A 26,032-nucleotide genomic window follows, 5' to 3' on the forward strand; every position below is an offset into this window, starting at 1 on the left:
TTGACTTGCAATTAGTTATATATAAGTAAATATAAAATCTGATTACAGTTTTTATCTGCTTATCTCTATTGTATTGTAAACATCAAGTTTTGGTTAATTTTTTTGATAAAGATGTGCATTTAGCTTGAAGAATTAAAATACTTTTCGATCGAGCCCTTAGTAATGGTATTTTATAAAGGTGTCACTTTTTTTGTCAATGTTAGGAAATATCAGTTTATGTTAGAGACTTCTCCTTCAACGGTGGACATTGTTGAGGCTTTATCAATCCCTCCAGATTTAGATTTTGATTTGCCGAATCCCGAAGATGAGGGTATGGCAGAGGAGGAGTTTTTACAAAAAGTCGATGATGTCTGGAAGGTGTGCGATCGATTTGATTTACAGACAGACATTTGGCGTGGTAGAATTTTGCGAACCGTCAGGGATAGGGAAAAACACGGCGGAGAGGGTAGAGGTACAGGATTTTTAAATTGGTTAAAAAATAGGGAAATCACCAAAAGTCAAGCCTATGCTTTAATTCAGTTAGCTAATAGTGCGGATACTTTATTAGAAGATGGTAATTTAGACCCCAATGCTATCAATAATTTTAGCAAAAGAGCGTTTGTGGAAACCGCCAAGGCTGATCCTGAAATTCAAAGATTAGTCAGTGAAGCGGCTCAGGGTGGCGATCGTATTACTCGGCGAGAAGTTAAACAGTTAACCGATGAATATACTGCCATGAATTCTGACTTATTACCAGATATTGTTAAAGAAAAAGCTGTAGATGGTTCGTTGCCTCCCCGTCACCTAGCGCCCTTAGTTAAAGAATTAGAAAAATTACCAGAAGAACAAATTGCCGAAATTCGTAAGGAAGTAGAAGCAAATCCTGATGTGGATACCGTTAAACAAATGACTTCCACCGCCAAAAGTTTATCTAAATATTTAGATTCAGCGATACAAGTAGAAACTTTGCGGGAGTCTAGTGTTGACATTGAGGAGGCTTTAAGCGAGGCTTTGAGATTAGATTGTTTGAGTATCACAGCAGATTTAGTTAAACAAGCGACTAACTTAGAGCAAAGTGTCGGAAAATTATACACTCTCTGGAAAAAACTAGGTAGTATCGCCGATCGACTCTACGTTGAAACGGGGGCAAGTACACCTAGCCTTCGATCGTTATTAAGTTGTTTAGAAAAACTTACAAGTGAAGTGATAGAAGTCCGTTTAGACGACGGGGGGGAAAAAATGATTCGCTTAAGAATTATGAGTGACGAATTATCTAATTAGTGGAAATAGGATTAAAAATTCAGGTTATAAAATGTGTGTAAATATCCCTCTGCTTTTAACAATGCTTTATGGATTCACTTGATTATCCTCAGAATATAACCGATGATACCTCAGTTCGATAGAAGAAAAGTAATGAAAATGAGACAAGTGGACAAGTCGAACGGTACATTGTACTTTTATTTAACTTCATGTTAATTTATAGCATGAGGTCTTCTTTTCCCATTAAGATATTGATTAATTGAGATAAAATCAGTAATTTTATTAACTATAGTTATAATTATCAGACACCACGACAAAACGGAGGAATAACTAAAAAATGAGTGAATTAAATCCTTATGAGCAATTAGGAGTAACGGAGAATGCTTCTTTTGAAGAAATACAGATAGCAAAACAAAATCTTCAGGCAAAATATCAAAATGATTCTCAGGTATTAGACAATATTGAGATTGCCTATGATATTATCATTATGCAACGATTAAGGTTAAGACAGGAAGGCAAAATAAAAGTACCTGAACAAATTAGGTTTCCTGAAAAGATTAAAACGATCGAGCCTAAAAAATCTATAGCTATTTCTAACCCTATTAGTCCAAAAATATCTTTATGGTTTAATGATTTATTAGATCAACCTTCTCTGAAAAATATTAGTATAAGTGGTGTTGTTTTTCTAGTCTTAATTTTTGTGAGTATTTTCAGTGCTAATGTCTCTATTTTACCTCTTTTATTAACGGTAGGGGTTGGCACAAGTTTTTTTGTATTGTATCAGAAACAAAAACAATTCTGGAGATCGATCGGGATTACTTTTATTGCTTTTGTTATTGGTGTTTGTGTAGCGAATATACTTTTAAGTATTTTAATCGGTAGTGGATTTAATGTAAGTTTAGAATCAGAAAAATTTGCTTCTTTATTTACCTTTTGTTTATTATGGTTAGTTAGTAATTTTATTCGTTAAATATTAAATAGGCGTTGGTGAATAAGTCTTTAGATGAGGAGATGTGTTAAGTGTTAGGTATTAGGTGTTAGGTATTAGGTTAAAGAGTAAAAAATCAAGGTTTTGAGACTATATATTAATTGTTAATTGTTAATTATTAATAATTAATTATTAATTGTACCATCGGGCATAATTGCACCTTTTAAGTTAGCATTATCGAGATTTGCACCGGTTAAACTTGCTTTTTCCAGATTAGCATTTCTCAGATCAGCATTACTCAAATTGGCATAAACTAGGGAAGCATTGACTAAATTGGCATTTCTCAAGTCTGCATCTGTTAAGTTTGTATGACTTAAATTTGCTTCTGCTAAATTGGCTTTTTCAAAGGTTGATTGACTTAAATCACTACCATCAAAATCTGTTTGATAAAGGTTGGCATTATTAAAAATAACTTTTTGTGCTTTGGCATTAATTATTTGGGTTTGAGTTAAATTTGCCCCAGTAAAATTAGTGGGATGACTTTTACTTTTACTACTAAGATTTGCTAAGTCTAAATCAGCGTTGCTAAGGTTAGATTTAGTAAAATTTGCCCCTGTTAAAGTGGCTTGAATTAAGTTAGCGGATTCTAAATCTGCTTTTTCAAAATTCGCCCTTTCTAAATTACTATGACTTAAATTACTATGAATCAGTCTTGCTTGGGCAAAGTTCGATCGAGCTAATTTACTATATTTAAGATTAGCATGGGTTAAATCTGCTTGTTTAAATTCACCTTTACTAGCGGTAATTTTTTCTAAATCACTAAAACTTAAATCGGTATCAGAAAAGTTGATTTTATATAGGTTTAAATTTTTAAAATTGGTTTTATGTAAGTTAGATTGAGATAAATTAGCTTTTTCTAAATCAAATTTATTGGCGGTAAAATGATAGTTAGATAAATCACATTTTATACATTTATTTTTTTCGATTAATTGGGAGATATTATCTTTATTGTAGGCATTAGCGTTGGGAATATCGCTTACATAAACTGTGATCATAGTTACTAAACATAACACGATCGATAATAAATTTTTTTTGACATTCATGGCAACATTTATAAGTCTAATAGTTAACAGTTTTATATCATATTTTTTCACGAATGAGGTCATGAGTTTTTAGGCGGCGATCGAGTGATTATTTTGGGATAGCACCCCTTGATAAAAGTTCCGTAATTGAGCGGTTGCTGAACTCCACCCCCATTTTTCCGCCTCTAAACGAGCATTTTGCCTTAATTGCTCTCTTTCTTCTTTATGGGCTAATAAACGGCGGGTAGCTTCGATCGCCCCTTGAGCATCATCAGGATTAAACATATAACCATTAACACCATCGGTGACAATATCAGGAATGCCTCCCCGTCTAGCGGCAACCACAGGGCAACCTGCCGCCATAGCTTCTAATAAGACTAATCCTAGAGTTTCGGTGGAAGAAGGAAAGATAAAAGCATCGGCACTGGCGTAGGCACTACCTAATTCTTGTCCATGAAGATAACCGACAAAATTTGTGTTAGTATTAGCGAAATAAGTCTCTAATTCCGCTCTAGCGGGTCCATTTCCCACAATAGCTAATCTAGCATGGGGAATACTCTCTAAAACGGGTTTTATCTTATCAATCTCTTTTTCTGCGGACACCCTCCCCACATACAATAGTAATGGTGCGTCAGGATTACCTTGGGATAGTTTATTTCTCATGTCAACGGAAGCTAAACTAGGTTGAAAAGAGTCTGTGTCAACTCCTCTTTGCCACAAATCCACTCTTTCGATACCATGATTGACTAATTCATCCACCATAGCGGTAGAAGTACAAAGATTTAATTGCGCTTGATTATGGGCTAATTTGAGCAATTCCCACAAAATACCTTCTAAAGCACCTAAATTATAATGATGAAGATATTGAGGTAGATGAGTATGATAAGATGCGACTAAGGGAATATTATATTTTTTAGCGTAAAAAATACCTCCTACTCCCAACACCGCAGGGTTAACCACATGAACTAAATCGGGCTTAAATCGTTGTAAGGCAAAGCCGATGGAAGGGTTAGGAATTGCCAATTTTAATTCGGGATAGAGGGGGAGAGGAATACCTTTAATACCGTTAATTCTTGCTCCTTTATATTCTTTTAAACCACCTTCAGGGGAAAAGATTAAAACCTCGTCTCCCTGTTTCTGTAAATGTTCAACGGTATGTTTTAAACGGGTAACGATGCCGTCAACTTTGGGCAAAAATGTTTCGGTAAATAGGGCAATACGCATAAATCTCGATCGTCAGTAGTCAATAATTAAGTAATAAATATATCACTACTTGCACAATTTACTTGATTTCCACAGAAGAAAAATTAATACTTATCTCTATCTATCAGGTGTCGATCTTAAAACTTAGACAGTTTATAATGAGTATATCTTAAATGATGAGGGGGTTAAATTTTTGTCGTGGGATGAATACGAATCTATTGAGATTATTGAATCTGATATTATCGATAGTACGATCGAGATAGGTAGTGGTTGTAAATGGCGAGGAAAAGGAAAAGAACCACAATGGGATAATTCAAAATCCACGAAGGCTTATGATCATATTATTCGTCATCATGGGGCAAAGTTAAACCCTAATAATTTACAGGGTAGAGCATCAAGTAAAAATGTGGATCAAGGACAATGGTTAAATGATGAAGATTAGTTACAATTAGAACAGTTAATTCCTAAATATTATGGAAATTATAGCATTAAATTTAATCGTCCCATTGGTAGAGTTTATCATACTGATGGAAGTGTGACGGAAAATGTAACTTATGCAAAAATTGGTAGAAATGCAGACGGTACAATTAAATATGCTTATCCAATACTTACACCTGACATCAATACAAATTAAGGAATGAATATGAATAGTATTGAACAATTTAAAATCAGATTAGCAGAACGTAATTTAGAAAATTTTGCACCTCCTCCTGATGATCCTTTAGGGGAATTGTCGCCTTTTGAATTAGGATTAAGAAAGTTTTGCTACGAATATGATCATAAAGTGATTGTGGCAGTAGGAGAAACAACATTTAATGTTTTTTTCGATCCTGATATTTGTATGTTATTAGAGGATAGGTTTTGTGAAGATATAGCAAAACTAGAACAGGGTAAAACTATTCGTTTAGAATTTGCTGAAAGTTATAGGATAATAATTAAATTTGTGCCTATGGGTGAGAAAATTAAATGTTATTTAAGAGAATTTGGTTATTCAAATAATGAAACAATAGTTATGTTGAATAAACAACAAGTTTTAGATGAATTAAGACAGTTTTTAGCTGAATTAATGGAACTTGCTGTTAATCTCGGTTATGTCAGTTTAGAGGATAAGAATGAATTTATTAACCCCGCTTTTTGTGACTTAAAAGTATTAGCGTAAAGTTCGATCGATTAGTTGCATTTACCTTCATGGAAAATTTTATAGATTAGTTAATTATTTATGTCAAAATTTTAAAAAACGATCGAACTATTATAAAAACTTTTCCCTAGAAAATAATTGTTTTTCTTTCACCATAAAAACATCAGGATTTACCGCCTCAAGTCTCCCGTTTTCAATGCGCCAACAGTTATCGGCAATTTCTACTAAATCACTAGCATCATGGGTAACAATTAATAATGTCCAATGTTGTTTTAATTTAGTTAATAAATTTACTAATTGCTCTTTCATCAACCAATCTAGCCCTGCGGTTGGTTCATCTAATAGTAAAATGTTTGGTTGACGTATTAATTGTACTGCTAAAGATAATCTTCTTTGTTGTCCGCCACTAAGAGCATGGGGAGGAGTATCATAACTAAGATGCTCTAATCCTACCTCCGTTAAAGCATCTTTAACACGAATGGCACTCAATTCGGGATGCCCTAATCTTAATTCTTCTAAGATGTTACTACCGCAAAAATGTCTTTCAGGAAATTGAAACACGATACCGCTTAACTGTTGTAAGTCTTCTGAGGTAAGGCTATCTGTATCCCATAAAATTTCTCCTTTGGTTTTTTCGGCTAATCCTGCTAAAATTTCTAAAAGTGTAGTTTTTCCAGAGCCACTTGTTCCTACAATTAACCCTAATTTTTGGGGGGGAAGGGTTAAAGTAATATTTTCAATAATGGGGGTAAGGGTAGCCGTGGGGTGATAAGTAACGTTTTTTAAGTTAAGCATGAAAATTTTAAGTTAGAATCGTTAACTAGATAATTTGACTGTGGTTCACAATTTTGATAAGTATGGATTTTTACTCTCGCATCCTCAAAGGTAATGATGATCAACGTCAGCTTAATTTTAACCCGAAAATCTCTGTTTCTTGGGTGAAATTATCTTCTACTGCTTTGTTGTCGATATTTTCTCTGATTGTCTCTACAAATGCTAGTTTCGCTGGTGATCCTTTTCGTAATACGAACCCTCGTGATATAAGCGCTCAAACGGAGTCTGCTTTTAAAGCCTTGTTTGAAGATGGTAACTATCCTCAAGCGAAAGTTTATCTGACAGAGGCGAAAAATTCTTCTCAGAATGATCCTCTTTTACCTGCTTTAAGGGCTTCTTTAGCTTATACTGAACAGGATTGGGAAAACATGGAACTATATACAGCAGAAACATTAAAAGTTGCTCGATCGATCGGTGCAAAAGACCCCCTTCGTAGTAATCTATATTTAGCGGTAGGAAACTTTTTAGATGGTGCGAATGAGTATCGTCAAAAAGGTGCTTTAGCGGCGTTAGGAAAGTTACAATTAGTTTTTGATTATTTTGATAAGGCAGAAAAAATTGATAAAAATGATCCAGAATTGAACTTAATTAAGGGTTATTTAAACTTAATGTTAGCGGTAAATTTGCCTTTTTCTAGCCCTCAACAAGCTATTGATAACCTTAAAAGTTACGCTTCCCCTCAGTATTTAGTAAATCGTGGTATTGCTGTGGCTTATCGAGATTTAAAAGATTATGATTCGGCTTTAACTTATGTGAATAAGTCGATCGAAAGTACTCCATTAAATCCAGAATTATACTATTTAAAAGGACAAATTTTAAGGAATAAAGGGGAAAAAGAAAATAGTCTTCCTTTATTAGAAGAAGCCGTGAAAAATTTTGACATTGCCTTAGCTAAAGTCAATCAATTACCCCAAGAAAGTGTCAAAAAACCTTTAGAAAGAGAAAAACGTAAAACCCTTGAAAAAATTGCCGAATTAGGCACTTCTTCTAGTAGTCCATAATGTTTTTGAGATTTTTATTAGATTGTAGTATATGATTCTAAAAAAGAGAAGGATGCTTAAAAAGTTAGAATTCACGCAGCACCGGAATCTTTAGAAAAGATAACGGTGATGGTTTTGAGGATTAACTTAAAATCATACATTAAACTCCAATTTTCCTGATAACGTAAATCAAGTTTAATCACGTCTTCAAAATCACGAATTTTCGATCGACCATTTACCTGCCATTCTCCACTTAAACCGGGGCGCACGTCTAACCGTTGCCAGTTAGGTACTTCATATTGTTCTACTTCGTTGGGGGTTGGGGGGCGAGTACCGATTAAACTCATTTCTCCTTTGACTACGTTCCAAAATTGGGGAAATTCGTCTAAACTGGTTTTGCGTAAAAATTTACCAACACGGGTAATACGAGGATCATTTTCATTTTTGAAAAACGCACCCTGTGCCTGATTATCAATGGTGGCTTTCAGCGCTTCTGCATTCGTCACCATCGATCGAAACTTCCAAATTTTAAATCTTTTACCCATCCAACCGCAACGAGTTTGACTAAATAAAACAGGACCCGGACTATCTAATTTTATGGCAATGGCGACGGGAATAAACAAAATTGCCACAAATCCTAAACCCATTAATCCGCCGATAATGTCGATTAAACGCTTGGTTTTCGATCGAACTGAGGGGTGGGTGACGGAGGGTAAATCCGTTAATTTAGAACCAGAAATGGGGATAGTTGGCTCTGTATGGGCAATAATGGGCAGTACTTTTTCCATACCAATCAGAGAAAATACTTCCGCTACTTGGGGCAGAATACTCCATATTTGCAACACAATTTTTTGTTCCTTAGTAAATTTAATCATGCTCACTAAAGAACCGATACCGCTACTATCAATAAATTTAGTTTTCCCAAAATCTAAAATAATTTTCTCTATGGTTTCTTCTTCTATCCATTGACGATATTCTTTTTTTAAAGCCATTGCCTCCATTACCGTTAATTTAGGTGGCATTTGAACCAATAAAGTATTTTTGATGGGAGTTAGAATAAATTTTTGATCTGCTAAATTCATAATAATTATATCCTCGTTATTCAGATAAAAAACTGTAAATCGACATTTCAACTACGCTCAATGCTCGGTTAGGCTCAATTTACAGAGGCAAAACGTTGCTCTAAACTCTGGCAAAGCGCGATCGCACTCTGAGAGGTAACATCGCTAATAGATACTTGACGAGGATTAGAGATAAAACGAATTAAATCCCCCGGACACCATGCCACAGGGATATTCATTTGCTCCATCGCCATAGCTAACTCTATCTGATGATCGTCAACGTGTTCTTTAAATTTTTGCGATCGAGATACCAAAATATAAGGCTTATCAAGGGAATCCAATAACAATAAAGTACCTTCTCCACAATGACTAATCACTAGACGAGCTTGATTGATCAAAGAGCGAAACATATCTTCCTTGACAAAACGATAAACTTTAGCGCCTGTGGGCAATACGGTACAGTTGCCATATTGAACGATGATTTCTTCATCAATCATTTCTGACTCTAATAAAACCTCAATCCAGTGCATGAGGCGATTAAAGGGGAATTGTTCTGTGCCAACGGTTACAAAAATCATATAAGTAGGATGTGCTGAAAAAGTCTTTTGATGAGGTTAGGAGATAGGAGCTTTTAACTGTTAACTAATAGTTTATTATAGTTCTTTATACCTACTCACGGGATAAAGGTTGACATTTTTTTAAAATATGTTAGCTTTTAATGAAGTCGATAACCAAGACTGTTAAAACTATTTAATTTAAAGATTAAATTAAATAAAAAATTAGTTATTATTCAAGATTAATCAATTAATTAGAATAATAAAAGTAGGGTGGGTTACACCCGAATCAACGCTTGTGGACAGTATCAAGCCGACTTGACTGGTAGAAGCAAGAAGTAAACGTCATAGGTAACTATGAGTAAGTTTTATATAACAGACAGGAGACAATACTTCTCGGTTAAGCCCCCTACCCCCAACTTTGGGGAAGTCAAACTTGGTGAAAGTCCCCAGTATTGGGGATTTAGGGGCGGACAAAATAACTTGAGTGACTAACCGAACAGTAACCAACAATTTTATATCGAACTTAGGTATTTTTAAGGGGAATAACTAATTCAGCTTGAGGATAACGAGTTTGTAGTTGAGGCCACTGTACATAAAGTACACTCAAAAAAGGTAACACCAACTTAGCGGATAAACTTAAAGTTTCAATACGGGTGATAGACTCCACAAAAACAGTTTTACTTCCTAATAGTTTGCCCAAAATTAAAAAGGGTACGGCGACTCCAGCACCAGTAGAAATAACTACATCCGGTTTACTTTGCTTAATGACTTTCCAAGCGAGAAATAAATTTTTGATGAGGTTGGGTAGGTTACGATTTGTCGGACTAAAAGCATAAGTCACATTTTCCTCTTGTAAAGCGGTTTGAGTGGTGGGGGTGGCAAATGTTACCCACTGTCGGGGGTGTTTTTCCCAAAAAGGTTGTAATTGTTGTAAAGCCTTAAAATGTCCTCCTGATGAACAAACTAATAATATTTTCATGATAGTTTCCCTCCTTCTTCTTTTTGAATACGTTTTTTTTGACTTGCCCCTGTTATTTTCATCATCAGGTTTTCTAAGGGTTGATAAAGAAATTTGGGGAATAACCAAAGAGACAACACCGCAAAAAAGGTAATAATCGTTCTTCGAGGTTCTTCAATGATTATACGCCAATGATATTTCATGGCTTCAAAAAATAATTTGAAGGCTACTTGGGGCGATCGTAATCTGACTGCCCTTCTTGCTAAGTATCGTAACTGATAGGCTCTAGCTTTATTACCCCATTTTTTGATAAATTCGGGGTTATAGGTTTCGGTTTTGTGTAAAATCCTTTCCCATGCTTCATACTGCGATCGAATATTTGCTGATAATCCCTTCTCATTGACTCGATAAAGGGTTAAAGAATTGGGAATGCCTTCAATGTGCCAGTTAGTTTGTAGAGCAATGCGTAACCAACATTCAATATCTTCTGACTGTCGAAAAGTATCATCAAAATAAAAATCTTCTATTTCGCCATAAAGATTCTCTTGAAATTTGATTCCCTCTAAGGTTTCTCTCCGAATGACTACCGCCGAACCGTTACTAATAGGATTACGACAAAATAGATAATCAGGGGTAATGTTGGTTAATTGGGGGATTTGATAAATACCTAAAGCCTTCCCTTCAATATCGATGAATTCAGAGCGAGAAAAACTAACCCCTACGGTGGGATTGTGATCTAAATGCTGAACATGATACTCTAATTTTTCAGGTAGCCAAAGATCATCGGCATCAACAAACGCTAAATATTCTCCCTGACTATGACGAATCCCCGTATTTCTTGCCCCTGCTAATCCTCTATTTTGCTGATGAACAATTTTAATGCGTTCTGGGGATACTTTGTTTTGTTGTTCGATCGATTCTTGACAAAGCTCGATACTTCGATCGTTACTACCATCATCAACAATAATTAATTCAAAATCTGGATAAGTTTGACTTAACACCGATTCTAAAGTTTGCAGTACAGTAGTTTGTGAATTATAAACGGGAATGATGACTGATACTTTCGTCATGATTTTAAAATTGAAAGATCGATCGTCCTTATCTTCTTTCTTAAATTTTATCTTGTTTTTTGTGTGAGAAAATTATTTTTTTATTAAAAACTCCATTTTTGCTAAGGTAATTAAACCGGGTATATGTTCAGAGGAAAATTCTACCAATACATCTATATCACTTTTTTCGTTAAAATCTGATCTCAATACCGAGCCAAATAAGGATAATTTTTGAATATGATGTTTTTCGCAGAAACTAACGATCGACTTTTTCGGAATAGTTATACTCATCAAGGTTATAATCTGATGTTGCAAAATGTACAGTTGCCTTTTGCCTACTTGCCTTTTGCCTACCTTCACCAAACTCAAGTTATACCCTCGCCAAGTATATATTCATAATTTATCAGGTTTATGGTCTCAAAGATTATCACAAAAAGATAGAATTGTTTATAAGTTTGACGATCGATATATTTATATTTTCGCTATTGATGGTCATTATGATCAATTTTAGAATTAGAGGTAGAAAATATTGATATAGGTTCGTAGTGAGGGCTTTAGCCCTTGATGTTTTCCTACAGATGTGTAACTTTTAATAACTTTACTTATGACACTACCTAATTTTTTGATCATTGGGGCGGCGAAAGCAGGTACAACGGCTTTACATTCCTATTTAAAGCAACATCCGCAGATTTATATGACTCCTGATAAGGAGACTAATTTTTTCGCTTTTGAAGGGGAAACTTTGAAGTTTAATGGTATTGGCGATCGAGCGATCGAACAATTTTCCATTACTGATTTAGCCACCTATGAAAAGGAATTTATGGGGGTGACACAAGAAAAAGCCATCGGTGAAGCCTGTCCATTATACCTTTATAGTGAAAAAGCCGTTGAGAGAATTTATCATTATATTCCTAACGCCAAACTAATTGTAATTTTAAGAAATCCCATCGATCGAGCCTATGCGAACTTTTTACACCTAATTAGAGACGATCGAGAGCCTGAAAAAGACTTTGGTAAAGCCCTAGAAGCAGAGTTCGATCGCATCGCTAATAATTGGGAATGGTTTTGGCATTATATTCAACTCGGTTTTTATCACCGTCAACTAGAGCGATATTATCAGCAATTTAAACCTGAGCAAATTCGTGTTTATTTGTTTGAAGATTTAAGAGACGATGCCTTAAAACTCATTCAAGATATTTTTGCTTTTTTAGAAGTAGAAACCAACTTTGAACCCGATATGACAATTCGCCCCAATAAATCTGGAATGCCGAAAAATTCCTTATTACATCAACTATTAACTAAACCAAATCCCTTAAAAAGTCTCGTCAAACCCTTATTACCCGCTTCTTTTCGCCAAAAAATTCAACATCAAAATTTAACTACCCCCAAAGTATCCCCCGAAGTCAAAGAAAAATTAATTAATATTTATCGATCGGACATTGTAGCTTGTCAGAAATTAATCGATCGAGACCTTTCGTCATGGTTATCATGAGTTACAGAAACATTTATTTATATCCAATATGAAACGTAAAATATGGCATTTAATCGGCGATAAAAGGGCTGGAGGTTCAAATCTCCTCGTTAAGAATTTAATGGCATCTCTGGAGCATAAATTTGACTTTAAAATGGTCAGATTAGAGGAAATAGAGGCACAATTAATCAAAGAAAAACCAGATTTAATTATCTTTCATTATCCCTGTGCTTGGCGTTATTTATTACCTTTAAAAAGACTCAAAAAATACTGTCCTATTTATATTTGTGATCATCATTACTGTAAGGGTTTTGAACAAAATCAAGTATCCTCAAAATTTCGTTTTCGTACCATGTTAAAACTGTCTTATGGTATGGTCGATCGAATTATCTCTATTTCTCAAGCACAAAAACAGTGGATGATAGAGAATAAATTAGTTAAGCCAGAAAAAATCTCCGTCATTACTCCTGCTTCTCCTTTAGAATCATTATTAGAAATTCCTCCCAAAATCACAGGAGAAAAAATTATTTTAGGTGCTTATGGACGTTTTGCCCCTCAAAAGGGTTTTGATTTATTGTTACGCGCCATCAAAGAAATTTCTACTTCTGCTCAATGGGAAAATTTTGAACTCCGTCTAGGAGGTTATGGGCAAGATGAAGAATTAATTACTTCTTTAGGGAAAGGATTACCTAATGTTAAATTACTAGGTTCGATCGAACATATCAATCAATTTTTAAACGATTGTGATGTAATTATTATCCCCTCCCGTTGGGAAGGTTGGGGCTTAGTTGCCCTAGAAGCCAAAGCCTCCGCCCGTGCGGTTGTCGCCTTTAGTGTAGATGGTTTAGTGGAACAAATCCAAGACTACGGTTTACTAATTCCGGCTAATAATCTCAAGGCATTAGGAGAAGGGATTTTATCCTTATCCACAAAACCTCTTACCGAATGGGGAATCAAAGGCAGAAACTCCGTCATTAATAGTTGGCAAAATTGTGTTCAAGAATGGGAAACAATCTTGGAAAAATGAACTTAGACAAACCCAGTAAAATTACTATCCAACCCGAAAATTTTCCCGAAAAATTAGTATGGTATGGGATGATTTGGACTTATGGCTTTTACTTAATTGGAGCAACGTATATTGTTGGTTCAGTATTAGGAGTTATCCTCGGTTTTTGTTTAGCATTACAATGGTGGCTACAAACAGAAGAAACTCCTCCAGAAGATAGAATTTCAGTCCCTTTAATCACTTGGGTATGGATTATCGGGATGTTAGTCATGGAAGTAGCTTTAATTGTCGGACATTTAAACTATGACTTAGGAACTGGAATGTTAATCAAATCCACCATTGGTTGGGCAAAAGGTTGGGCAGGATTAGCCCTTTATCCCTTAGCAGGATGTTTAAAGATACGCCCTGAAATTATTTATCGTGCCGTGTGCGTTATTTGTTTTCATACCCTGCTTATTTCCCCTCTTTTAATTATTGCCCCGATTATTCATCTCCCAGAAATTTTATATGTATCACCCCTCAAAGCCGTAGGAGGACCGGGTAACACTTTTTTTGATGTTTCTCTCTATGAAATTGATTTCGATGGCTCAATTCGTCAGCGATTATTTACCCCTTGGGGACCTGCTTTAGGATTTGTGGCAAATGTTTACTTTATTCTTGCTCTCAAAGAGAAAAATAAAAAATGGCGTTTATTTGGGATTATTGGCTCAATTTTTATGGCAAATATCTGTAAATCTCGTTTAGCTTTAATTGCCATCATTTTAACTCCTATTGTGACTTTTTTCTGCTCTCGATTCAGTCGTCCAATTATTTTAATTTTAATGGGTATTGGTAGTACGATCGCAGGTATTTTGTCCCCAGTAATTTTCATGGCGTTGGATACTTTTAAAAGGAAATTTACGGAAGCAAGGGCAGATTCTAGCCGAGTCAGACGAGTTTTAAAGGAAATTGCAGGATACCGTTGGCGCACCGAAGCACCTATTTGGGGGCATGGAGTGGTGGAACCGGGTCCCCATGTGGTGGAGTATATGCCCATCGGCTCTCATCATACTTGGTATGGTTTATTATTTATGAGGGGAATAGTGGGATTTGTGGCTTTAGCAGTGCCGATGATTTTAAGTTTATTGGTATTAGTAATTAAGGCACAAACTGAAGAAGTAGCGAGGGCTGGTTTAGGAATTTTATTTATTTTATTTTTATACACTTTTGGGGAAAATTTGGACATTTTGGCTTATCTTTATTGGCCCGGTTTAATTATTATGGGTATAGCTTTTAAGAATAAGCATAAACAACAACTCACCCACTCATATCCGCTCATCGGCATCGATGAGTCTTCGGGATGAGTCGGGGAGTTTACTAATAAAAAACTATACCTTCATCATTTTTCTGATGATTCACTCAGGTTAATTTAGATGTGTTAAGTGCTTAAAGCCTCAAAGGCGATACCTTCAAGGTTAAAAGTATTACCATAATTAGCAATGACGCTTTGGGTTTCTGGTTGTGCAGTATAAAGATACGCTCCTCCCCCACTACTTTGGAAACGGGTAATACTATCAGCCATTTGAGAACCTGCACCGTAGGCATAAAAGGCAACACCCTCATCAATAAACTGAGGATAATTAGCACGAATTGCCTCACTTTCAGCCTCTCCTGCATAAATATAACCCCCCGTTAAATCAGTATTGCGGAAACGATTAAAGGCAATTAAACCATCTTCGGCGGTGTCAGACACATAAAAGGCTAATCCCTCCTCCACGAAAATATTGCTATAGTTAGCTAATACCGATGCTTTTTCTTCAGCACCAACGTATAAATAAGCACCTTGAGTGTCAAGACTGCGGAAACGATACATGGCAGTATCTAAGATGATTTCGGGTGCTTCTCCATCGGCAAAAAAGCCTCGTTTGAAGACAATACCATTTTCGCTACCGTCAATATCATAATTACTGCCGTCTTGAAAATTTAAAATCACTCCATCGTTTTTACCGTCACCGTCATCATCCAAGAATTGAGCGCCCGAAAAAGGCTCATATTGTTGTGTTTCATTATTGAAGATATAGTAATTATTAAACTCTTTACTACTTTCAAAATCAAGTTGAACTTGAGCTTCACCATCGGTAGCAGTGACACGAAATTCTAATTCACCTCCCATGACGCTATTCGGTTGCTCTCCGATGATATGATTCCAATTACGAATTTGTCCATTAGTGGAATCGATATAAAGATTAAATTCATCGCTCAATGGAGTATCACTTTCTTTTTCAAGGGTGACGAGTAAGCCTAAATCCCTTGTACCCGTATAAACATCATCTAAAATTAAAGGTACAGAAACGGTTTTAGTGGTTTCACCCGGTTTAAATACAACCTGTCCTAATACCGAGTTATAATCACTTCCTGCCTTTCCTCGTCCATCTTGGGTGATATAATGCACTTGTACATATTTATCTAAATCTCCCGTACGTTGGATGGTAAATTCTACTTCTCCATCGGCTTCGTTAGCTGTGGGATTAGAAACGGAGATGCGAGTGGGAGCGTTGGGATTACTAGCAGTAGCACTAAAGAAAGAACTTGCAAAACTTTGAGCGGTTTCATTTCCAGACTCATCGACACTAAAGGAAGTCATCATTTCAGAATTGAATGATGAAGCAGTTACTTCTGTCGTTGCAATAGGCTCAGGAGTGTTATCCGAAGGTGCATTGTTAGTAACATTAATCACATTAGCTATTTCAGTCAAAGCCGAGAGAGAATCATTGACTAAAAGTTCCTGTTGCGCATTTAAACGACTAGCATCACTGATGTTGGGATTACCTGAGTTAAGGGTAGAAAGGATTTGCCCACTAAAGTTTTTAATATATAAGCCACCATCTCCTCCCAATTGTAAATAAGCGTCAGGATTATTCCATGTGTTACTCGTCCATAAAACGTCTTCTTCATCGAAATTGTTACTAATAAAAGTACTAGGGTTAGTAGTGATTTGATCAGCTTGTTGTAGAATAGTATTTTCAGTGTTGGGACTTGCCGAACCTTGATTTAAGGTTTTGACGATCGAACCCGAACCGTTATCGTTCACCAGATATAACCCACCATCGGAAGCTAAACTCAGAATAGTTCCATCGTTATTTTTACTATTTGTTTGTGTTGACCAAACTGCATATTCCTCTGCACCGGGCTGATTTAAGGGTTGAAATTCACTATAAAGAACAAAATTACCATCAGTCTGCATGAGAGCCTGTACTGCTGGGGTCGTATTAGGAGATTGCCAAATTACTTCTCCATCGGGATTGAGAAGGAATAAAACACCCATAGGTACATTAATGTTGTAGGTAGCATTGGTATTCTGATCGCTTAAACCTAGCATATAAGAACTGATCGAATCGGCTTCACTGGTGGGTTGTACCTTACTATAAAGAACTAAATTACCATTAGATTGCATAAGGGCTTGAACCGCATCTTTTACTTGTAATCCATTTCTTTGTGCTGTCCAAAGTTGTTCTCCAGACTCCGACAATAAGACGAGGCTACCTTCTTCTGTTAATACCAGTTCAGATGTTTCTGTAGCTGTACCCACAGCACGATTGAGTAACACCGTAGCGGAGGAAGTATTAGAAGTATATCGAGCGAACTTCTGATTATACTGATAGACTGTACCGTTAAGACTAAAATCAGCACTGAGATTAAGAATATCATCTTCATCCATGATCACGGTGACGGTATTATTATCAGAAAGTTCAGTAACGGTTAAGGAATTGAGAGTTAAGGTATTTACTCCATAATCTTCCGTCACTAAAATCTCAAAATTGCGTAAACGACTACCGGGGGAAAGGGTGGTTAAATCCCAATCTTGCCCGTTATAACCCTCGAATCTTAAAACATCTGTACCTGCACCACCATCTAAACGGCGGAAATAAGTATCATTGACGGTGACGAAATCATCCCCTAATCCAGCGTAAACTACGTCAATACCGCCATTGGTATAAATTTGATCATCTCCTTCACCACCGATGAAACTTTCCCCCGTTGCCGTGCCAATCATAACATCATCGCCGATGGTCCCTGTTTGGTTTACAGTGTTATTAAAGTCACTACCAAAAATAACGTAGGTAAGGTTATCATTATCCCCTGGTGCGCCGATAATAAAGTCTTCAAACCCATCTCCATTAACATCAGCACCTCCACTAATGGAAATTCCTGCTAAAGATGAGGGTAAACCTTCAATGGCAAATCCTTGAGCTGACGACTTATTACCCGTATTATTTTCGTTATTTGTTAAGTTTTGTAAGTCAATAGGTTCATTACTATCCGTACCAAAAACAACAAACGTACCGCCCTTATTGTCGTTATAATTAGGCACACTTAACAAGATGTCATCAAAACCATCGCCGTTGATGTCACCAATAAAGGTAATGTTATTACCTAGACTACTATAAGGGGATTGAGTTGGATCGCTATTAGCGATAGCATCAGAAAAATTGCCAGTAAGTCCATTGATGACGATCGAATTAGAAGCATTTTGGTTCGTATCACCTAAGATAACGGATGTTTGACCACTCCACGCAAAAGGAGTTAATCCGGGGAAATCACCATTACCAGTTATGTCTAACGGGGTAGTACCATTATTGAGTAACAGGGAATTTGTCCAAGAGGAAGAACTAGCATTGTATTTTGTTAGATAAACATTTCTACTATCTGTAACTATTTCGTTGACATCATACCAAGTAGCATAAACTTCTCCATTGAGAGTAGATAAAGTAATACTATTTTCTTCCGCTTCGATTTGTTTATTCCCTTGAAGATACATCATCTTATCTCCACTTGACCAACTCGCACTAGAATTGTTAGTATCATAAGTCGTCATCCACGCATTATTATTACCATCTCTCAAGGCGAGATATAGTGTACCATTCAGAGCCGTCATGGATAAAGGATCATTATCCCCTGCATCGGTAAGGATAATACTACTCAAGGAAATATTATCGAGTTGAGTATAACTAGAATTATTTGTATCCCAATAACCATAATAGAGATCATTATCCTCAGTCCAAGCAATGTAAATATTAGAGCCGATGGCAGCACTGACGACATCATTACCATTGGTATTAGTAATGGCATTGGTTAAACTATCTTCTTCCGTACTCGAATCTACAGATTGCCATGAGTTACTACTAGAATCATAGACAGAAATATAGGGGTTATTAGAACTCCAACCAGCAACAATCATGTATAAATTACCATTAGCCGTCACTAACTGGGGTTTTGCGTAATCATATTCGCTACCAAATTGATTTTCTCCATCTTGGCTAATATTTGAGCCTGACAGCCAAAAAATATAATCCTCTGAGTGGGCAAAAAACCAATCATTCTCATAACTAGCTAATCCCATTATTTCGTCGGAAGTGCTATAGGTGTGAGTGGTTGTCTGAACATCTAAAGTGACAGATGTGTCGTTATTCCAATCAATGGCAAGATGGTTAAAGTAAGCGAAACTAACTTGACTATCGCTAGTTTCCACAACGATTAAGCCGACGGGTTGAGCCGTGCTAAACATCATATCGGGGATACCATCACCATTAAAATCTCCTGCTTGATTAACGGCTTTTCCTGTATTTGTGCCATAGAAAGGCGCATCGGAAGCGTTTAAAAATCCTTGAGTGCTAACGGTTTTGTTTGAGTTGCCATAAGAAATTTCTAAGTTATTGAATCCGTTGGCGTAGCCAATACTGGTAGAAGTTTCTGTGCTACTAGATTGATAATTAAAATCACTGTAACCATCACCATTTATATCTCCTGTCGGTTTATAAACTCCTGAACCAACATCGACAGAAGATGATAAATTACCTTGGGCGTTACCAAAATAAATAGATGTTTCATTGTTGGTGCTAGTTAACATTACGTCATCATAACCATCACCGTTATAATCCCCTAGGGCAAACCCATTGATAATACCAGTTTTTAGAACACTACTAAGTTCGATCGAACTGCTAAGGGTAGGTAAATTAGCAGAACCTAACTGTACATAGAAGTTATTATTATACTTGGCGAGGGTATAACTTGAGTTTGGTGAAGGTAGGCAAAAGGCAAGTAGGCAAAAGGCAACTGTACATTTTGCAACATCAGATTATAACCTTGATGAGTATATTATCAATTACCCCCAAATCTTGTAAACCATCGCCATTAATATCACCTAACGCTAAAAACTGATTGATAGTTTGATTTGATACGGTAATAATTATATCATCGCTACCCACTGAGGCATCCACTAGATTAGTGGTACTATTGCCAAAAATCAACACTCCTGCTGAGTAACTACCACCAGAAACCACATCCGCAAAACCATCACCATTGACATCCCCCAACATCACCACGTTATTACCATTGCCCGTAAAACGTCTTAATTCTGGTGGATTATTAATAAAAGTATTAAAACTGGGGGTAATTTGATTAGCTTCTTGTAAAGTAGCAATATTAGCTGTAGCACTAGCTGAACCTTCATTTAAGGTTGCCAGAATTGAACCGCTATTGCTGACAATATATAAACCACCATCGATCGCTAAACTGAGATAAGCTCCCCCCGTAGTACTGGTATTAGTTGCCCATACAGCAAATTCCGCCGATCCCGGTTCATTGACTGGTTGAGATTGGCTATAGAGAACAAAGTTACCATCAGTTTGCATCAGAGCTTGTACCGCAGGGGTAGTATTATCTGATAGCCAAATAACTTCCCCATTAGGATTCAGCAGGAATAAAACACCCACAGGGATATTAATGTCGTATGTGGAATTTGTGTTAGAATTACTTAAACCTAAAGTATAGCCACTAATGCTATAAAGATCACCGTCAATAACAAAACCATTATCACCAGAAATATTAGCTAGTTTGATACTACCATCGTCCGCTAACCAAGGATGACCATAGATAGTATATAACTCTCCAGCGTTAGGCGCACTAATCATTAAATCGTCCACGCCATCCCCATTGACATCCCCAATACCACTAGCACCAGCACCCACTAGCTGATAAGGTTGACTACCATTGAGCAAGAAAGTCGTTTTACTATCATTAGCGGTAACGTTAAGGTCAAAAATAGTACCCATGTCACTCAAATTAAGAGGTCCAAAAAGAACATAACCTTGCCCTGTGCCGTTTGCACCTTGAGGGGCTGTAATCAAGAAATCTTCATAACCATCGTTATTGACATCACCAGGGGAAGTAATAATTGCGCCTGTTTGACTGAAGGAAAGTCCTCCCACAATTTGTAAATTAGCAACATTATCGAGATTTTGGGGACTTGTATTCTTACTAATTCCTCCGTTGAGAACATATATTAAACCATTATTATTTGCACCCCCTGGAGCAGAAATCGCTAAATCGTTGATATTATCTCCATTTAAGTCACTGCTATTTAAAGCACTTCCTGCATTTATATTATCAGCAGTACCATTATTGGAGGGTAAATTTGAACCGATATAAATGGCGTATTCTGTTAAGGTGGTTGTGCCGTTGCTTTGATAAACATAGACTGCTCCCAACTCCACAGAAGAAGAACTTGGATAACTATTGTTTTGATTGGTATTGCTAGGAAGTCCGTTTAAACCAGTCCATTGATTAGTAACTGTACCTTCATAGCCGATCGCACCTATGATTAAATCATCAGATGTTGTATTACCTGTAAAGGTTTTCGCTTTAGCTGTAAGACTAGAAACGGCAAGGCTATAACCTGCTAATTCTCCCGTATTAGTGGAATTGTAGATAGTGGAAAGGGTAGAAGTACCATCAAAGGCAACGTAAACCGCCCCATTACCATCATTTGCCCCCGGAGCGCCGATGGCAATATCGAATTTAGTACCAGTGGCATAAGTGCCATTAGATTGAGCATTACTGTTAAAGTTACCCACCGCCACGGAATAACCAAAGCCGATGTTGGAAGTGGGAGCATTAATAACATAACCTTGATTACCCAAATTGGTGACATCAATGGTAGTTCCTTCTAAATTATCAGAGCCATAAATAACATATACTTTGTTAGCATTGGGATCACCGATGATAAGATCATCATAACCATTACCATCAACATCCCCCGTTGCCATACTGAAGGGAAAATCGCCGTTGGCTTGTCCTGTATCACTCAAGCCTGTAATAAAGACACCACTAGGATTTCCAGTTAAATCGGTAGCGGTAAGGGGATTAGTTTCACTATTAGATAAGACTGCACCGCCACCAAAAAGAATTTGAATTGTCCCCTGTCCTAATACGTTACCTGAAGTATCGGTATAGCCTCGATTGGCAATTGCCGTATCCATTAAAGGTGCAGTTACTTGATTGCCTGATGAATCAGTATAGGTATAAGTATCCCCATTAAAATTACCAGATACGATCGAATATCCCATACTAGGGTTATTGGTGTTGATGATAAAACCACTATCGATTAAGGCTAGGGAAGAATCATTGGCTTCAGTAACAGTGGCGATACCTAATACTTGGTTAGAATTGACGCTTGTGGGTTCACTGGTGACATCTCCTGCTTGTAACGTTTGAGTGCTAGGGTTTCCCGTACTATAATTGATGGTGACGTTAAAATTAGTGCTACTAGAGAAAGTGTTATCTCCTGCATCGAGAAATAAGTCCAAGTCCACATTCTGACTCAGAATAATATAGTCAAAACTACCGTTGGGGTTAACAGGATTAAGCAGTTTATCTCCTTGCACTACGGCTAATTGATAACCGTTGGTATTGCCTACACTCCATGTAATGGTTTCATTATTGCTATTAATCGCAGTAACTTCGATCGAACTGATTTTATTACCTGTCACCTGATTACCCAAGTTGAAGGATAAGAAAATATCAGTATTGCCATTAGGATTAACGTAGCCACTACTGTTAGCGGTGGTGAAAGAAGTAACATCCCATTCGGGGTTATTAGCGTCTGATAGTTGCGTAGCGATAGGTTTATAGGTAGGATTAATAACACTAGGTAATCCCCAACTATCACCATTATAAGTTACATATTGGGTATTTGCTCCAGCAGGTAAAGGAGCGATATATTGAGAATTATATTTGTTGCCAATGGGATTGGTATTAAATAGAAGTTGGGAAATTTGAGAGGGAGTTAAATTACCAAAATCTGATAAATCGGGAGTTTCGCTATAGGCTAAGGCTTGACGATAAAAAGCTACCTCATCTAAATAAACGCCACTGGTATTAGAGGCACTAGCTAACGTCATAGTCGCACTACTAGGGAGGGTTAACTCCAAATTGTCTTGAGTGACGGAAGGCTTCCCATTAATATAAAGGGTAGCGGTATCGATTTCCCCGTCATAGGTGGCAACGACATAATACCATTCATTGGCAGTGGGAGTAAAACCATCGGAGTTTAAGATTTGTCCATTCAGATTAAAAGATAACCCCGTATTTTTGAGACTGATACTTAATAAATTACTGACAGATACCAGATCGATCGAATTAGAAGATAAAGAGGGCGCTTTAAACCAAAATTCCACACTGAAAGAAACACCCGATAGAGGAATAGTTGAAGAAGTGGCACTATTACCACTATTGAATAATACCGCAGGGTTAGCATCTCCCTCATTAGTGGTAGTATCTTCTAATGCACCCACCTCATTAAATGTTACTGAACCGCTATAAGTACCATTACCACCTGCTCCATAAATGCCCTCATTGACAAGGGTTGTACCACTACTTTCAGCTAAACGATAGTACAGGAGGGGGGATTCATTTTGAGTTAACTCACTATAGGATGTAGCTTGAGTTTCTGTCCACAAAACCGTTGGTTTACCGTCAATGGTGACAATGCGTAACTCCGTTAAGGGATCAGGATTTGCGTCTGCGTAGAGAATTTCAGGATTACTCCAAGTGGCTACCCCGTTATTATAAGTTAGAGTTGACCAGTAAATATTAGATTCACCGTTGTTATAGTTAATCCATGCCGTCATTAGTTGATTATTAATCCATTCACCGATGACGATTTTGCCTTCTGAGCCTTCTTGTTGTGCTATGGGAGAAGCTACAGTCCAACTTTGGGTAGAAGGGTTATAAATGGAGAAATAAATATCAGATTGATTGAAACTTTCATTAATTAAGGTAGCTTCATCATCGGTGTAAAACTCTCCTGACACAAGGTTAGTATTGATGTCGCTACTATTGGCATTTGACCAAACTAACACTGTAGTATTGTTACTAGCATTATAAGCACCTACGGGATTAAAGTTAAAGCCTCCTGTACCCGGAATACTGCTAATATTGCTCACGAGGTTAGATTCAGATGAATTTAGTAGGGCGTATTTAATAACAGTGGTGGGGGTAGAAGGAAATGTGATAACGGGTTGATTGCTAAAATTCGCTACATTACCGTTACTGCCTGATAAAGTATTTCCTGTATAACTGACGGTGACAATATCTCCATTACCGATGAGATTTGCCCCTTCTGGCGGTTGAACAGATAAAATAACTGTATTGTCGTTAATGGTGACGTTAGGTTCGATCGAAAATATGACTCCATTGCTTTCTACGGTAAAATTGCTATTCGTGACATCCTGAGGGATTAAGTTTTGATCAAAAACGAGGGTAATTTGATTCGTGGTACTGCTTTCCACGATCGAACCAGCCCCCAACATTACGGGAGCATTGCTATTATTAGTGGTGTTAGTGAGGGCAAAGTCGCTAAAATTATTAACCCAAAGAGTGGTATTTGTCTGGGAATTATCAAGGAAAAGATTATTATTGTTACCCGTAGGAGTAGAAAGATTGTAACTGATCTTTAGTTGAGTGTCGGTACTGACTGATGTATCAAGGGTTAAAGTGAGACTATTACCAGAAATGCTAATATTGCCTATGGTATAGCTATTATTATTACTATCGGTGACGGTAAATTGATTACCTTTTGGTACACTGGTATTGTTACCTAATTCATCGATAAAATTGAGGGTGATAGTTTGCCCATTGACAAAACCTGCGATGGGCTCTAAGGGGGGGACATCGGCAACCCATGCCAATAAAGGAGAGGAGTTGGAGGCGTTGGTAGGAATAATGACGGGGGCACTATCTTCTCCTAAATCCGCTTCAATGGTACTCATCAGGGATTGAGTTGTAATGGTAGTAAGCCCTGTTACTAGAGAATTGGTGATATTTTGATTTTTATAATTAATACTGACAGTTTGATTGGGGGATACACTCTGATTGAGAGTTAACACCGCTTCATTTCCCATCAGAGAAACACTTTCCACTATCACGCTATTAAGAGTTGTACCATCTGAGTTAGTGACGATGACGCTATAATCACCAACGGTGTCGGATAATGTCACACTAGCATTATCGTTATTGATGAAAATAGAGGATTGAGAAACTTGGGTAATTAAACCGTTTTGAATGGTAAAGGATTCGATCGAACTGCCGTTACTATCTCGTAAAGGTTATCGCCTAACGAACTACTATTGTTATAACTAATGGAGACATTTTGTAAAGATTGATTTGTCACCGATGAAGCAAAGGTTAATAAAACTCCATTATTAGTAACTTGAGCATTGGTAATGGATAAGTTAGTGTTGTTTGCGGTGACAGTAAATCGATCGAGATCTGGATTTACACTGGTATCTAAAGGAGTATTAAAAGCTAAAAGGAGACTAGGATTAATATAATTTTGACTGTTGCCACTGGTGGGATTGTATTGATAGGCAAGAGAGTTGGGAGTGTTATCGGTGACGCTTAAATCCGCAATATTGCCGATGACATCCCCATTGGTATCCGTTACCCCTTCGTTATTGGTAAAATTAAGATCAACTTGATTGTAAGTGGGAGTGGGATTGTCAGAATCACTGTAATCGAGATTTTCCGAAGAGACGATCGTATTTTCTAACTGGAGAATAACTAGATTGGCACTCGCTCCTGCCACTACATTAAACACGGGAATATTCGTGACATTGCCACTAATATCCGTCACATTGACGGTAAAATCACTAGCTGAGGGTAGTTCATCTAAATCTGTACCAAAGTCCACTGTAATTAAAGAACCTGCTACACTGGCGCTAGTAGAATTAGTGCTACTGGTAAAAGTGCTTAACGTCGAAGAAGTGCTAGTGTCAACGGAAGATGAAGCAGTGGCACTACTAGAATTTTTATTGCTGTTAAATACATCCCAAGTCCAACCCGGATCAAAATTAAAACCAAGTCCAATGGGTCCTACCTTCACATCAAAACCAACGGGGAAATTCAAAGAAATACTATTATCAGTGCTTCCGATACCCCAATTAAAAGCCGTTCTGACACCGCCGTTTATATCCGCACTTAATATAGGCACATGGGGAATTTGAGCTTTACCCACTAATCCTGTACCCAAAACAGGAAAACTGATCGAGCCAGACATATCTAAACCTTCCGCCGTACCATTGATAAAAGCGGCGAAAGTTTCCGCCACATTAATCGCTATATCGACAGCAATAACTCCCGCTTCTGAGCCTTTATCATTCATGGATAACAACAAACTTGCAACTTCACCAAAAGCCGTTATCCCCAAAAT

General features: G+C 37.1%; 20 protein-coding genes. 9 read left to right on the plus strand and 11 right to left on the minus strand.

Annotation, left to right across the window (positions count from 1 at the left end; translation table 11 throughout):
• Nucleotides 1-216 precede the first annotated feature (216 nt).
• Nucleotides 217-1,260, plus strand: a complete 1,044-nt coding sequence (locus SYN6308_RS02345) for a hypothetical protein (RefSeq protein WP_017292825.1) — start codon at nucleotides 217-219, stop codon at nucleotides 1,258-1,260.
• Between the two features lie 316 nt (nucleotides 1,261-1,576).
• Nucleotides 1,577-2,209 (plus strand): CPP1-like family protein, encoded by a 633-nt coding sequence (locus tag SYN6308_RS02350; protein ID WP_017292826.1) that lies wholly within the window; start codon nucleotides 1,577-1,579, stop codon nucleotides 2,207-2,209.
• 143 nt (nucleotides 2,210-2,352) lie between these two features.
• Here the strand turns inward: SYN6308_RS02350 and SYN6308_RS02355 are convergent, their stop codons facing one another.
• Together SYN6308_RS02355 and SYN6308_RS02360 are read right to left on the minus strand one after the other, a co-directional pair.
• Nucleotides 2,353-3,270: a pentapeptide repeat-containing protein gene (locus tag SYN6308_RS02355; protein WP_017292827.1), complete on the minus strand. Its 918-nt coding sequence runs from the start codon at nucleotides 3,268-3,270 to the stop codon at nucleotides 2,353-2,355.
• A 69-nt stretch (nucleotides 3,271-3,339) separates the two neighbouring features.
• Nucleotides 3,340-4,473: a glycosyltransferase gene (locus SYN6308_RS02360; RefSeq protein ID WP_017292828.1), complete on the minus strand. Its 1,134-nt coding sequence runs from the start codon at nucleotides 4,471-4,473 to the stop codon at nucleotides 3,340-3,342.
• Between the two features lie 172 nt (nucleotides 4,474-4,645).
• Here SYN6308_RS02360 and SYN6308_RS02365 point away from each other — a divergent pair, with 172 nt between their 5' ends.
• Both SYN6308_RS02365 and SYN6308_RS02370 read left to right on the plus strand, forming a co-directional pair.
• A complete protein-coding gene (locus SYN6308_RS02365) occupies nucleotides 4,646-4,894 on the plus strand; it encodes a hypothetical protein (RefSeq protein WP_017292829.1) in 249 nt (82 codons plus the stop codon).
• A gap of 201 nt (nucleotides 4,895-5,095) precedes the next feature.
• Nucleotides 5,096-5,611, plus strand: coding sequence for a hypothetical protein (locus tag SYN6308_RS02370; RefSeq protein WP_017292830.1), 516 nt, complete (start codon nucleotides 5,096-5,098; stop codon nucleotides 5,609-5,611).
• Between the two features lie 90 nt (nucleotides 5,612-5,701).
• Here SYN6308_RS02370 and SYN6308_RS02375 read toward each other — a convergent pair whose 3' ends face one another.
• Nucleotides 5,702-6,385, minus strand: a complete 684-nt coding sequence (locus SYN6308_RS02375; RefSeq protein ID WP_017292831.1) for an ABC transporter ATP-binding protein — start codon at nucleotides 6,383-6,385, stop codon at nucleotides 5,702-5,704.
• Between the two features lie 62 nt (nucleotides 6,386-6,447).
• On the opposite strand from SYN6308_RS02375, the gene SYN6308_RS02380 reads away from it, so the two are divergent.
• Entirely contained in the window at nucleotides 6,448-7,425 is a 978-nt protein-coding gene (locus tag SYN6308_RS02380; RefSeq protein WP_017292832.1) for a Sll0314/Alr1548 family TPR repeat-containing protein, read from the plus strand.
• A gap of 71 nt (nucleotides 7,426-7,496) precedes the next feature.
• Here the strand turns inward: SYN6308_RS02380 and SYN6308_RS02385 are convergent, their stop codons facing one another.
• The 5 genes from SYN6308_RS02385 to SYN6308_RS21550 form a co-directional block, all read right to left on the minus strand.
• On the minus strand, nucleotides 7,497-8,492 hold the full coding sequence (locus tag SYN6308_RS02385) for a sugar transferase (protein ID WP_202803883.1): 996 nt from the start codon (nucleotides 8,490-8,492) through the stop codon (nucleotides 7,497-7,499).
• Between the two features lie 68 nt (nucleotides 8,493-8,560).
• Nucleotides 8,561-9,043, minus strand: coding sequence for a glycosyltransferase (locus SYN6308_RS02390; RefSeq protein ID WP_017292834.1), 483 nt, complete (start codon nucleotides 9,041-9,043; stop codon nucleotides 8,561-8,563).
• 502 nt (nucleotides 9,044-9,545) lie between these two features.
• Nucleotides 9,546-10,001: a PssD/Cps14F family polysaccharide biosynthesis glycosyltransferase gene (gene pssD / locus SYN6308_RS02395; protein ID WP_017292835.1), complete on the minus strand. Its 456-nt coding sequence runs from the start codon at nucleotides 9,999-10,001 to the stop codon at nucleotides 9,546-9,548.
• Nucleotides 9,998-11,050: a glycosyltransferase family 2 protein gene (locus tag SYN6308_RS02400; RefSeq protein ID WP_017292836.1), complete on the minus strand. Its 1,053-nt coding sequence runs from the start codon at nucleotides 11,048-11,050 to the stop codon at nucleotides 9,998-10,000. The genes pssD and SYN6308_RS02400 overlap by 4 nt, the downstream gene beginning before the upstream one ends.
• Before the next feature lie 72 nt (nucleotides 11,051-11,122).
• Complete coding sequence (locus tag SYN6308_RS21550; protein ID WP_017292837.1) at nucleotides 11,123-11,320, minus strand: nucleotidyltransferase family protein; 198 nt, start codon at nucleotides 11,318-11,320, stop codon at nucleotides 11,123-11,125.
• A gap of 55 nt (nucleotides 11,321-11,375) precedes the next feature.
• On the opposite strand from SYN6308_RS21550, the gene SYN6308_RS23700 reads away from it, so the two are divergent.
• The 4 genes from SYN6308_RS23700 (at nucleotide 11,376) to SYN6308_RS02420 (ending at nucleotide 14,849) form a co-directional block, all read left to right on the plus strand.
• Complete coding sequence (locus SYN6308_RS23700) at nucleotides 11,376-11,540, plus strand: type II toxin-antitoxin system YoeB family toxin (protein WP_071591002.1); 165 nt, start codon at nucleotides 11,376-11,378, stop codon at nucleotides 11,538-11,540.
• 93 nt (nucleotides 11,541-11,633) lie between these two features.
• On the plus strand, nucleotides 11,634-12,521 hold the full coding sequence (locus tag SYN6308_RS02410; protein WP_017292838.1) for a sulfotransferase family protein: 888 nt from the start codon (nucleotides 11,634-11,636) through the stop codon (nucleotides 12,519-12,521).
• A gap of 28 nt (nucleotides 12,522-12,549) precedes the next feature.
• Nucleotides 12,550-13,527 (plus strand): glycosyltransferase family 4 protein, encoded by a 978-nt coding sequence (locus tag SYN6308_RS02415; protein ID WP_017292839.1) that lies wholly within the window; start codon nucleotides 12,550-12,552, stop codon nucleotides 13,525-13,527.
• Complete coding sequence (locus tag SYN6308_RS02420; protein WP_017292840.1) at nucleotides 13,503-14,849, plus strand: O-antigen ligase family protein; 1,347 nt, start codon at nucleotides 13,503-13,505, stop codon at nucleotides 14,847-14,849. The genes SYN6308_RS02415 and SYN6308_RS02420 overlap by 25 nt, the downstream gene beginning before the upstream one ends.
• Nucleotides 14,850-14,923: 74 nt before the next feature.
• On the opposite strand, the gene SYN6308_RS02425 is transcribed toward SYN6308_RS02420, so the two are convergent.
• From SYN6308_RS02425 to SYN6308_RS02435, 3 genes are all read right to left on the minus strand, one after another.
• On the minus strand, nucleotides 14,924-19,393 hold the full coding sequence (locus SYN6308_RS02425; protein ID WP_017292841.1) for a Calx-beta domain-containing protein: 4,470 nt from the start codon (nucleotides 19,391-19,393) through the stop codon (nucleotides 14,924-14,926).
• A gap of 223 nt (nucleotides 19,394-19,616) precedes the next feature.
• Nucleotides 19,617-24,725, minus strand: coding sequence for a beta strand repeat-containing protein (locus SYN6308_RS02430; protein WP_017292842.1), 5,109 nt, complete (start codon nucleotides 24,723-24,725; stop codon nucleotides 19,617-19,619).
• Nucleotides 24,726-24,871: 146 nt separating this feature from the next.
• The gene (locus SYN6308_RS02435) at nucleotides 24,872-26,029 is read right to left on the minus strand and encodes a SwmB domain-containing protein (protein WP_158412744.1); all 1,158 of its coding nucleotides are present in this window, start codon (nucleotides 26,027-26,029) and stop codon (nucleotides 24,872-24,874) included.
• Between the last annotated feature and the right edge of the window lie 3 nt (nucleotides 26,030-26,032).

It is taken from the genome of Geminocystis herdmanii PCC 6308 (assembly GCF_000332235.1).
Taxonomy (GTDB): domain Bacteria; phylum Cyanobacteriota; class Cyanobacteriia; order Cyanobacteriales; family Cyanobacteriaceae; genus Geminocystis; species Geminocystis herdmanii.

Coding starts and splice junctions, on each gene's coding strand:
- SYN6308_RS02345 (WP_017292825.1), top strand. CDS start 217: ATGTTAGAGACTTCTCCTTCAACGGTGGACATTGTTGAGGCTTTATCA.
- SYN6308_RS02350 (WP_017292826.1), top strand. CDS start 1,577: ATGAGTGAATTAAATCCTTATGAGCAATTAGGAGTAACGGAGAATGCT.
- SYN6308_RS02355 (WP_017292827.1), bottom strand. CDS start 3,270: ATGAATGTCAAAAAAAATTTATTATCGATCGTGTTATGTTTAGTAACT.
- SYN6308_RS02360 (WP_017292828.1), bottom strand. CDS start 4,473: ATGCGTATTGCCCTATTTACCGAAACATTTTTGCCCAAAGTTGACGGC.
- SYN6308_RS02370 (WP_017292830.1), top strand. CDS start 5,096: ATGAATAGTATTGAACAATTTAAAATCAGATTAGCAGAACGTAATTTA.
- SYN6308_RS02375 (WP_017292831.1), bottom strand. CDS start 6,385: ATGCTTAACTTAAAAAACGTTACTTATCACCCCACGGCTACCCTTACC.
- SYN6308_RS02380 (WP_017292832.1), top strand. CDS start 6,448: ATGGATTTTTACTCTCGCATCCTCAAAGGTAATGATGATCAACGTCAG.
- SYN6308_RS02390 (WP_017292834.1), bottom strand. CDS start 9,043: ATGATTTTTGTAACCGTTGGCACAGAACAATTCCCCTTTAATCGCCTC.
- pssD (WP_017292835.1), bottom strand. CDS start 10,001: ATGAAAATATTATTAGTTTGTTCATCAGGAGGACATTTTAAGGCTTTA.
- SYN6308_RS02400 (WP_017292836.1), bottom strand. CDS start 11,050: ATGACGAAAGTATCAGTCATCATTCCCGTTTATAATTCACAAACTACT.
- SYN6308_RS21550 (WP_017292837.1), bottom strand. CDS start 11,320: ATGAGTATAACTATTCCGAAAAAGTCGATCGTTAGTTTCTGCGAAAAA.
- SYN6308_RS02410 (WP_017292838.1), top strand. CDS start 11,634: ATGACACTACCTAATTTTTTGATCATTGGGGCGGCGAAAGCAGGTACA.
- SYN6308_RS02415 (WP_017292839.1), top strand. CDS start 12,550: ATGAAACGTAAAATATGGCATTTAATCGGCGATAAAAGGGCTGGAGGT.
- SYN6308_RS02420 (WP_017292840.1), top strand. CDS start 13,503: ATGGGAAACAATCTTGGAAAAATGAACTTAGACAAACCCAGTAAAATT.
- SYN6308_RS02425 (WP_017292841.1), bottom strand. CDS start 19,393: ATGTTAACTAGCACCAACAATGAAACATCTATTTATTTTGGTAACGCC.
- SYN6308_RS02430 (WP_017292842.1), bottom strand. CDS start 24,725: ATGGGAAATGAAGCGGTGTTAACTCTCAATCAGAGTGTATCCCCCAAT.